Origin of the sequence: Erysipelatoclostridium sp. MSK.7.34 (genome assembly GCF_019041935.1) — a bacterium.
Lineage (GTDB): Bacteria > Bacillota_I > Bacilli_A > Erysipelotrichales > Coprobacillaceae > Thomasclavelia > Thomasclavelia ramosa.
In genome coordinates, this window is record NZ_JAHPYJ010000044.1 from 1 (window position 1) to 11,024 (window position 11,024).

Consider the following 11,024-nt stretch of genomic DNA (forward strand, 5'->3'; position numbering starts at 1 on the left):
ATCTCTTCAAAGAATCGTGACAGCCCACTTTTCGAGAACAGTCTAATGCGATAAGTGTAGCTGGGATACAAACATATTTAATGTTTATTCCAGTTTCAAGACTTATCATCTCTGCCATATGCTTTAATGACCCCATATCATACACCCCCACTAGGTAAGTTTATTAAATATACTTAATTCTGTAACACCCATACCAGTGTTAAGCATATTTCCAGAGCCAAACATACCAATCGTTGAAGCAAGGAAAAAACATACTTAGTCCACCTCCAAAAGCCATTGCCCCTTGATCTACCTGGTCTGCAATTAAAGAATTTGATAAAATAATAATCAGAATAAATATTGGAAGTAACCTCATTGCACTATAATACATCTGGTTCATCATAGAGGCTGGATCCATTTCACTCATTTTTTCTACCATATCTGATGAAACCCCATCATATCTAACGTAATAGTCAGCATTCGTGAAGGAGTTAATTCTTCTTTATCAAACACACCCTCGGACTGCTTCAAGCATACGCATATTCAAATTGTTTTACATATTTGTCAATACTGAATTAATTCTACCTCAATTCAATAGTTTTAACTAAAATTAATAATAGCATCTCTTGATTCTACCAGTAAAATAAAACTATTCTCAGATATAATATTAAATCTAAGAATAGTTTAACATCTAAATTTTACTATGTCCTAAAACAGGGTAACTGAGATTAAATCATAGCTATAATGATTATAATTAAGCAAATCCGTGATAAACAATTCGTCACGGATTCAGGTTTAATTAATTTTCTTTTTTCTTCTTTTTAAGTAAAGCAATCCCAGTAGCTGCTACTAGTAAAGTTCCAATAGCCATAAAGTTTGTATTGTCCCCAGTTGCAACACCTGGCTTAGTAGGTTTTACTGGATCCATTGGTTTTTCTGGCTTTGCCGGTTTATCAGGATCGACAGGTTTAACTTCTAATTTATCAATTGCATTATTGATTGCATCAACTGCTGCATTGATTTCTTCTTGAGTAGCATCTTTGTTTTCTAGAACTTTATTACCAGCATCAATTGCATTTTGCAATGCGTTCCATGATTTTTCAGTATACTTGCTTGCATCCAGCTTATTTGCTTTATCAATAACAGTCTCTAATTCACTTGTATCACTAGGAGCTTTAAGATCTTTGATAGCATCATCAAGTGTTTTAAGTGCTTTATCAACTTGTTCTTGAGTAGCATTACTATCTTCATTAACAATGATTGCTTCTAATAAAGCTTTTTCAAATCTTGACCATGATTCAATAGAATAGTTATTATTTTCTATTTCTTTTGCATCATTAATCTTATTTGTTAGTTTTTCTTTGTTTGAGGTAACTGTATCTCTTAATGCATTGATTGCATTACGTAAATTATTAGTTTCTTCAGTTACATCAACTTTTCCTTCAACATAAGATTTTTGAGCAACAATTAATGCATCAATCATTTCATTTACTGAGCCACTAGATTTACCAGTAATATTTAATGTTTCAGCTTCTAAAATCATATCTTTTAAAGTTGAATCTTCAGGTATTTCTTCTAATTCAAACTTAACTTCTGCAATTTGATACCAGTTCCCCTTACCTTCGGTAAGAACAATTCTAACATATTTAGTCAATGTCTTATCAAAAGTAATAGTTTTTTCAAATGCTGAATTATCTAACGTTCCTACTGTTGTCCAATTTTTTCCATCAGTGGAGATTTGCACATCAGCACCATCAATTATATCTTCACCAGCATTGCTTGGTTGAATGATTTGGATAGAACTAATATTTATTGGACGAGTAAATGTGAATTTAACTTCTTTACCAATTTCTTGGTTGCTATTAAACCAACATTTAGTATTAATATTACCATCAATCATATTATTGTAGTTATTAGATTGATAATAAGTATCAGTTGCTGAAATAGTTGGAACTTTAGCATTAGGTTTAACTAATGATTGCTTAGCTGTTTGAATTGCATTATAAGCTTCTTTAGCTTTTTCAACAGTTAATCCTTCACTATTAAGTAATGTTTTTCCTGTAGTTACAGCATTTTTATAAGCTTGATATCCACTTGAATAGTCACTTTCATTTAATGGATATGTAACTTCAACATATAATGAATAATATTCCAATTTTACAGCTTTATTTTTAGCATCTTGTAATGCTCTTAATGCGTTATTAACAGCTAATTGTCCACTTGTTTCGTCAAAATATATTTCTTTTGCCATTGTTAATGCTTTATTATAATCAGCTACAGTTTCATTAATATATTCACTTACTGCTAATGGTTCAAATATTTCTTTTTTTAAATCAGTTTTATCACAATGTAATTGATATTTTAAAGTAATTGTCATATTACCGTTATATTTACCATCTAATGGTAAATCTGATTCAATAAAACTATATCCAAATAATTCTTTTGCTTCAAAATGATACTCACTATCATTTAGACCATAGAATACATCATCTGCAGCAATAGTCTTACCAAAATTATCAATATATTTGATAGTAACTGTTGCTGTATCTTCACCCTGGAACACTTCACCCGGAGCAGGTAAAGCCTCATTGAAGCCTGGAGTTCTTCCCAATTTATCAACAGCAGCTTTAAAAACATCATAGTCTGGTTGATTATCGTTCGCGTTCCACATCTTATAAGCTGTTGCACGTGTGCGATGATAGATTTTATCTTCTACGCTTTGTTCGCTTTCATAATTTGGATCATCACACCAAACTGCGTAAGAACCACCCATTACATATTCTGGATAAGGTTCTTCAAAAGTTTGTGCTGTTCCGGATAAGTTAGAGAATTTACCAGGATGCCATTCATTATAAATACGATCACCTTCTGGTACTGCATTAGTTTGCCACCACCAAGAAAGTACATAGTACATATAAACATCAGAATAGTTGATTACTTTGTTACCATTAGCAACAAAATCCGCTACCGATGCACAGTTTTCAGGAGCTGCCCAGTAACAAACTTCAATGTCACTATCCAATGTATAACCCTCATAATCACCAAATAATAAACCATCATTCCATGCTCTTGGAGTCATTCCGTTATCTTTAACTATCTTAGAAATATCATTAAAATATGTCATAATTTGTCCGTATTGTTCATTACTAAAACTAGAGAATTTAGCTAAGAACTCATCACCGCCAATATTAAAATGTTTACATCCCGCATCACCAAAGAATTCAATAAATTCAGTCATTAAATTTACTAAGAATTCTCTAGCTTCAGGATTTGTAAAGATATTAAAGCATTGATTTCGTCGATCATCGGTTGGGAATAGTTCTCTACAACTGTAATCAGTTGGCAGATATTGTAAAACTGCTCCCAGGTGACCTGGAGAATCTAAAGAAGGCACGATTTCAATATGATAATCATTAGCAACTTGAATAATATCTAAAATATCTTGTTTACTTAATACATCATCATATTTATATTTAAATCCTTCGATTGCATCCAGAGTATCACTTTGAATTCTAAATCCTTCATTTTCAGAAAAATGAAGTTGAACCGCATTATATTTTTGCCAAGATAAATCTTTGATTTGACGAATTATCCATTCTTTAGAGAATGGTTTACGAGCAATGTCTAAATGCATTGAACGTAATTCAACATCTGGATAATCAATAACAGTTCCTTTCTCTAATATTTTATCATTAATCTTTAACATTTGAATTACTGACATTAAACCATAATAAATACCAATTTCATCTTTAGCGGTTACTGTGATTTTATCAGTAATATCTAATTTGTAGCTTTCAGCTTTTCCTTCTAATTCAGCCACATCCTCCATTCTAACAACAATATCATTAACTACTGCATTTTCTTCTTTACCGAATACTATTATTGGGGCTTTGGATAAAACTCCAGCGGCTTCAAAATTTGAACTAGTTAATTTTAAATCTTTTAATAAAATAGTATTATTTAATGTTTTTTCATTTGCTACTACAAAAATTCGACTATTTTCAGCAAGAGTAAAATCTTGTCCCGCTTCTTTAGTATATTGTTGAACATTTGGATAAGTCATTAATGATGTTGATGCATTAGCAACTTTAGCAGTTGCTAAAAATCCAGACATCACAATGGCTATAGAAAGTCCAATTTTAAATAGCTTTTTAATTTTTTTCATATCATTCCACCTCATCAAAGCGCTTACATAAATAAATATATAGAAGGACCGCACTTTTTATGATAATTTACGGTCCATTATCATTAATTAATTTAGTTTTCTTTTTTTAACAAAGCGATAACAGCAGTTGCTGCGATAAGAGTTCCAATAGCCATAAAGTTTGCATTATCACCAGTTGCTACACCTGGTTTAGCAGGTTGGTTTGGTTTAGCAGGTTGGTTTGGTTTAGCAGGTTTTACTGGATCCATTGGTTTTTCAGGTTCAATTGGCTTTTCTGGTTCAACAGGTTTAGCTTCTAATTTATCAATTGCATCATTGATTGCATCAACTGCAGCATCAATTTCTTCTTGAGTAGCATCTTTATTAGCCACTACTTTATTTGCTGCATCCAATGCATCTTGTAATGTCTTCCATGATTCTGAAGTATAATCTTTTTCAACTAAGTCTTTAGCTGCTTCAATAGCTTTTAATAATTCAGTTTTATCTGCTACTATAGGAGCTTTAACTAATGCATTAATAGCCCTATCTAAATCATCGCAGGCCTTATCAACCTGTTCTTGAGTTGCGGTTGTATTTTCCAAAACTTCTAATGCTTTGTTATAAGCAGCTTCTAAATTATTCCATGAATCTACTGTATAATCAGCTTTATTTAATTTTTGTACTTTTTCTATCAGTCCTGATAAATTAGTAATATCAGCTGCATCTTTTAATGCATCGATAGCATTTCTTAAAGTCGTTTCTACAGTTGTAGTATCAGTAGTACCTTTAACATATTCTTTTTGACCAGCAATTAGAGCATCAACCATATTAGATACTAAGATAGGGGCTTTACCATTTATATCTAATGCTTCTGCTTCATTAATCATATCTCTTAAAGTGTTATCTTCTTGTGGTTGTTCATAAGCAAATTTCACTTCAGAAACTTGATACCAGTAGCCTGGTTTAGCCTCAGTTAAGCGGACTCTTACATATTTAACTGCAATTTTTTCAAATGTTGCTGTGTAATCTAAATCATTTTCAGTAATTGATCCAACTTTAGTCCATGTTTCACCATCTAATGAAACTTCGATATCAGCAGCTTTCAATGCATCATCACCTACATTAGAAGGCTGAATAACCTGAACACTTGTCATGTTGACAGCTGTAGGAAAAGTAAATTTAAATTCTTTATCCGCTGCTTGTTCTTGTCCAAACCAGCACTTAGTATTCAAATCGTTATCTAACATTTTTTCATAACTATATTCTTTAGTTGGATACCATTGATTCTTTTCGTAATAGTTATCTGTAGCGGTAATTGTTGGAATGTTTCCATCAGGTTTTACTAAGTTTGATTTAGCAGTTTTAATTGCTTCATAAGCTCCTTTAGCAGTCTCAGCATTTAAAGTATCGCTAGATAATAATGCTTTACCAGCATCTACAGCTTGTTTATATGCTTCATATCCACCAACATAATCATCTTGTTTTAGTGGATATGTACTTTGTACATATAATGAATAATATTCTATTTTAACTGCTTTTGCTTTAGCTTCGATAAGTTCATCATATACTTCATCTACTTCTGCCTGTGTTGCATCAGTTTTATCATTAATAGCTTTAGCAGCTATTAATGCTGTTTTATATTCACTAAATGTTTCATTGATATAATCTTTTTCTTTTAATACATTTGTTACTTCGTTATTTAAAACCGCCTTATCTGTATATAATTCATAAGTGAATATATAAACAGCACCTTCTTTAGTGTAAGTACCAGTAATTGGTGTATTATCAATTACACGGTATCCATAAATAGGATCAGCACTAAATTCAAATTTTTCACCAACTGTTCCGTATTTAATTACTTCATGTTTTAATTCTTGATTATTTTCATCTACGAAACGAATAGTAATTTTTCCTAAATCACCAGCTGTTAAGAATTCTCCAGCATCTGGTAATGTAGATCCTTTTTCAAATCCAGCAACATTACCTAATTTAGCATAATTTTCTTGGAAACCATCAAAATTGATAATTGCGTTACTGCTTGTATTCCATGATTTAGAAGCTAATGCACGTAATTCATCAGCAATATCTTCAGTAATTACATCTTCGCTACATAAATTTGGATTGTCACACCAAATTCCCATTGAAGCACCTTTAATAAAATCAGAATTATCATCTACAGCTGGGTTACCTTGGAATTTTCCAGGTGTCCATTCATTATAGATTTTACGATCTGCATTCAAATTATCAAATGAGTGTTGTTCTCTACCATCAGTAGGTTTATCATTACGTAATACATAATAGAAGAAACTTGCATTGATGTTATAAATTGTATCATGACCTTTATTAATGAATGTTTGTAAATTTGCAATACTTGAATTCCATGACATTTGTGACCAGAAATCAATTCCAATATAGTCATGCATTTTTATTTTTTGTGCACCTTCATAAGAGCTTTCACCGTAATAAACACCATCATTCCAAATTCTTGGTGTAAATCCACGATCATGTACATATTCAGCTAAATCATTAATATATCCGGCAATTACATCTTTCCAAATATATCCTTGACCATATTTTTCAACTGCATAAGAGTTTAATACACTCTTATATTCTGTAGTGAATGGCGGACGGTCAAACTCCATATACTCATCGCCACCAATATGGAAATCAGTACATCCTTCAAATAAATCCATATATTCATCATATAAACTACGGATATATGCAATGGCTTCAGGATTAGTAACATCTAAACCAGATCTATAATGATTTCCGCTATTATTAACTTGCCCGTATTCAGGATGAGCTTTTAAAATTTGGTCAACATGACCTGGACTATCAAATGATGGAATAACTTTGATACCGTATTTTTTAGCCTCTGCTAAAATTTCTCTAACTTCTACTTTTGTTAAATATTGATCAGAAACGATAGCTGGATCAGTTTCACATTCAATTCTAAATCCCATATTTTCAGAAAAATGAATTTGAAGAGCATTCATTTTCATATAAGACATTTCTCTAATTTGGCGAATAAACCAATCTTTAGAAATGTATTTTCTAGCGCAGTCAACATGTACTCTACGTTCTGCAACATTCGGATAATCCATGATTTCACCGTAAACTAAACCATCATTAGTAATAGCTAAATTTTGGATTGTTCTTAATCCATGCATAACAGCATTTTCACTGGCACCAGTTAAACGAACTCCATCTTCTCCAATTGTGATTTTATATGCTTCTTCGCTATTAGAGTTATTTGTAATTGGATTTGTTTTATCAATATTGATTAAAATATCTCCATAACTAACATCTTTTTCTTGAGCAAAAACCATTGCTAATGGAGATGAAATAATTCCTTTTTCAACAAATTCTGAATTTACTAATTTCACCACTTCTTGCAATCTTACATTTTCGATATTAGTTTGATTTGCTAGAACAGCTAATCGACTATCAGCAGTCATTTTCCAAACTTTATGGCTGTTATCTGCTTTATAAGATTGAAGAACGGGATTTGTTAATGCCTGTAATTGTTGATCAGTAAGGTTTGAAACATGATCGCTAGATGCTGTTGTAACATTATCTTTAGCTAAAACGCCTTGAAAACCTACTGATTGACAAATAATAGCAGCTACCAAAAGTGCCGGTGCAGCTACTTTAAGTAGCCTATTCATTGATACTTTCCCTTTCATTTTCTACTCACTTTAAATTAATAAGTTAATACATATACTAGTTTTTATTAATGTTGCAGATTAGGTAAATCAGATCCTCCATATAAACAAAAAACAGTATGACTAAAATACCTTATCTAAAGGTTTAATTTATGATAATTATTATCAGTTGTTTTATCAATAATACGATATTAGTAAATCATTATAATTTAGTAGAATAGTAACTCTACTGTGTTTGTGAATGTCTATTAGAGCGAGTCCCAAAACTATAAGTAATACCCATTAACATTTCAACATTAATCATTCACTAGTGTTTTATGCGTTATTTAAATACTAATTTAACTCCTTTCTTGATTTTTGTTTTCCCTTTTAAAATACAAATATTTAAAGTTAGCGCTTACATCCCTCCTTACATAATGTATTTGGTTTAAATAAAATTATCATATTCTTTTATAAAAACCTAACACTGCATTCACTTCTACAACAATCATATCATTATAAAAATGTATGTTCAATAGCCTTTTATGCATGTTTTATCACTTTTAGCAAAATATTTAATAATACCTGTATACGTGATGAAAAATACAAATATTTGGATTATATGAGAAATAATCTAAACATTTTTCTATTATACAATGCACTCATCTGGTGAATACGATAAAATATTTTCATCATTTATTTTAGAGAAGCATTTTATTAAGAATATAAAAGTTGAAAATATTACATATAAAAGCGGAAAATTCGCAACAAACATTTTATACTTCATTTAACTATGAGAGCATATAATACTTTACGAATATTGGACAATTCAGCCTATAATGATACATAAAAAAGAAATAAGAGTCATACGGTGGCAAGAAAGCGACTATCAACAGACATTAAAACAATGATAATAACAGCAGCAAAATATGTAAAACATGCAAGATTACAATTTGGCAATAGATACACAAACATAATATATAAAATAGGAATGTGTATAAGAGAAGTAAGTAACTTTGCCTATATCTTTTGAATTTTATGTAATTGTTTTGAACTACACACTTAAACATTAATTATTTACTTTTAACTGACAAATTAAGGTTTTATATTTAACTAATATAATTGGCGTGTGGAGTATATCCTGTATCAACCTACATATTTTCACTATTAAAATATACACATAGGGGGAAAACCACAGTCATCATTTATAGGATATACGTCTAGCCCATTTCACATATTATATAATATCACCAATCTTTAAGACATTTTTATGGCCTGCCATGTACTTCTCTATTTATCAATATTAATAAACCGCTCTACATTTCCCTCAAACTACACTTTTTATTCTTGCATCAATATGATTATAAGCTATTCTCACAAGGTAACACCTTAGGATAATGCTTCTACCAAATCCTTCCGTTCATTACGTTCATTAATTAAAAGGAAATGTTTAAATGGGCAAAAGATATGTGACTATAATCATGTATCTAGATTAGTATTTGAATATATTAATAGTTTTTATAACACTCTAAGAATTCATGAACATTGTGATTACCAATCACCATTAAATTATGAAAAAGAATTCAACGAAATATTAAAAAATTAGGATATCTTTGTCCGAAATTTTGACAGAGTATAATCTCCTTGCCCTTTCTCTCATTAACAAAACAACAGTATACTTCTATTAAACCGGATCGTTTTCAAGTAGAATATTTTCAATTTATTCAGAAATTCCCAAATATCTTCAAAACTATTTAACATCTTATTCTTTAGCTCTATATATGCTTTTTTCATATCATTCCTACCCATTTTCATTAGTACCTTGAGATCTTTTTTTACCACCGATGTATTCTTGATTACTGCTATACAACCATTTTCCTTAATACTACCACTTATTACTTTTCCTCTAAAAAATGAATACTCTCCATAAAATTTAAAAATCAGCTCTATGTCATACCAATAACTTTCCATCTCAATAATACCATCTATCATAAATGTCATCTCATCGCTGTAAACGATATAGTCATATACGTTCTTTCTATCAATTTTTGATAAAATATTACTGAGAGACATATCTATCATGAACACCGCTCCTATGCTACTCCTGTATGTTTCTTCAAGTTTATATTCAAATTTCACCGCTCTCACCGCTATCCTTTCTTCTTTGACACATACTCTATCTCCAGATGATTAATATACTTTTAACTCTACCTCCAGTTTCTTTCACTCTTGGCGTTTTATTTGTCATAACTTATACACTCGATCTATATTTTTACTTATAGATTTTATCAAATTAGACTATCATATAAGTTGTCTCAATCTTCTCATAATCTTTACTTTTCCGCTGATACTGTCCTATCTGATACTGTCCTATAGAGTATATTTCTTATTAAATATACTCTATCTAAATTATTTTTATCGTCATTATTTTTCTCCACAATACATATAGTAACAAAATATACCCCTAAGATATAGAATGTTGAATTGTGGTAAATAAATCCACTGATAAAAAATAATATACCTGCCACTAGATACAAATAGTCACATATTTTTTTCTTAATCACTTTTTTCTCCTAATTCATAAATATTTTTTGTACTAAAAAACATTGACTAATAGTTATTAGCAAATAGTTATCATTAAATTAATCAAACGAACTACATTTGATCTATTAATAATTATCTAATGCTTTAATTAGAAAAAGGAATATAGCTCTAGACAGTTAATACGTAATCAGTCCTACACTATATTCCTTTTAAAAATTCATACAGGTTGTATACATCCATCTAATTTTTTTATACACTAAAATTCGTCTATCTTTCGCATAGTTGCACATATTATTGTTAAAGGTTATCGTATTTTTTTCACTGCACGTCCGCTAGAAGAAACAGCGATATGGAATACCGTCTGTTCTCATAGTGGAACTTCCTGTATTACTTTTGATATTCCGATGAGAAAGCAGTATGTTGTTTTTAGAAATAATAAGACTGTATAGGCCTACACCTTTTGTATAATGGTTTCTACTTTTGCCATATAGAAACGTTTCACACCACCAATAATATATTTTATAATATCCTTTTTACCTATAACAAACACCCCTTCTTTGGTAGATGACACCACTCTACCGATGAAGGGGTGTTTTACACAAATTATTTTACAATTTCGATTAAAAAGTACAATATATCTGTTTAAATCAGTAACATAGTAAGCGCCAAATAAAATAGTGGATAAAAATATAGAACTCTAAGAACTACAATAT

General features: G+C 30.4%; 5 protein-coding genes. 1 reads left to right on the plus strand and 4 read right to left on the minus strand.

What is annotated here, in order from left to right:
- Positions 1–199: 199 nt before the first annotated feature.
- From KTF99_RS16265 to KTF99_RS16275, 3 genes are all read right to left on the minus strand, one after another.
- Positions 200–418, minus strand: coding sequence for a hypothetical protein (locus tag KTF99_RS16265; RefSeq protein WP_029482346.1), 219 nt, complete (start codon positions 416–418; stop codon positions 200–202).
- A 360-nt stretch (positions 419–778) separates the two neighbouring features.
- Positions 779–4,144, minus strand: coding sequence for a family 20 glycosylhydrolase (locus KTF99_RS16270; protein ID WP_217215653.1), 3,366 nt, complete (start codon positions 4,142–4,144; stop codon positions 779–781).
- Between the two features lie 92 nt (positions 4,145–4,236).
- Positions 4,237–7,809, minus strand: coding sequence for a family 20 glycosylhydrolase (locus KTF99_RS16275; protein ID WP_217215655.1), 3,573 nt, complete (start codon positions 7,807–7,809; stop codon positions 4,237–4,239).
- Positions 7,810–9,202: 1,393 nt separating this feature from the next.
- Here KTF99_RS16275 and KTF99_RS17740 point away from each other — a divergent pair.
- Positions 9,203–9,373 carry an IS3 family transposase gene (locus tag KTF99_RS17740; protein ID WP_081723979.1) on the plus strand — a complete coding sequence of 57 codons (171 nt, stop codon included), beginning with the start codon at positions 9,203–9,205 and terminating at the stop codon, positions 9,371–9,373.
- 53 nt (positions 9,374–9,426) lie between these two features.
- On the opposite strand, the gene KTF99_RS16285 is transcribed toward KTF99_RS17740, so the two are convergent.
- Positions 9,427–9,849, minus strand: a complete 423-nt coding sequence (locus tag KTF99_RS16285) for a hypothetical protein (RefSeq protein ID WP_009299759.1) — start codon at positions 9,847–9,849, stop codon at positions 9,427–9,429.
- Between the last annotated feature and the right edge of the window lie 1,175 nt (positions 9,850–11,024).

Coding starts and splice junctions, on each gene's coding strand:
- KTF99_RS16265 (WP_029482346.1), bottom strand. CDS start 418: ATGGTAGAAAAAATGAGTGAAATGGATCCAGCCTCTATGATGAACCAG.
- KTF99_RS16270 (WP_217215653.1), bottom strand. CDS start 4,144: ATGAAAAAAATTAAAAAGCTATTTAAAATTGGACTTTCTATAGCCATT.
- KTF99_RS16275 (WP_217215655.1), bottom strand. CDS start 7,809: ATGAAAGGGAAAGTATCAATGAATAGGCTACTTAAAGTAGCTGCACCG.
- KTF99_RS16285 (WP_009299759.1), bottom strand. CDS start 9,849: ATGATAGATATGTCTCTCAGTAATATTTTATCAAAAATTGATAGAAAG.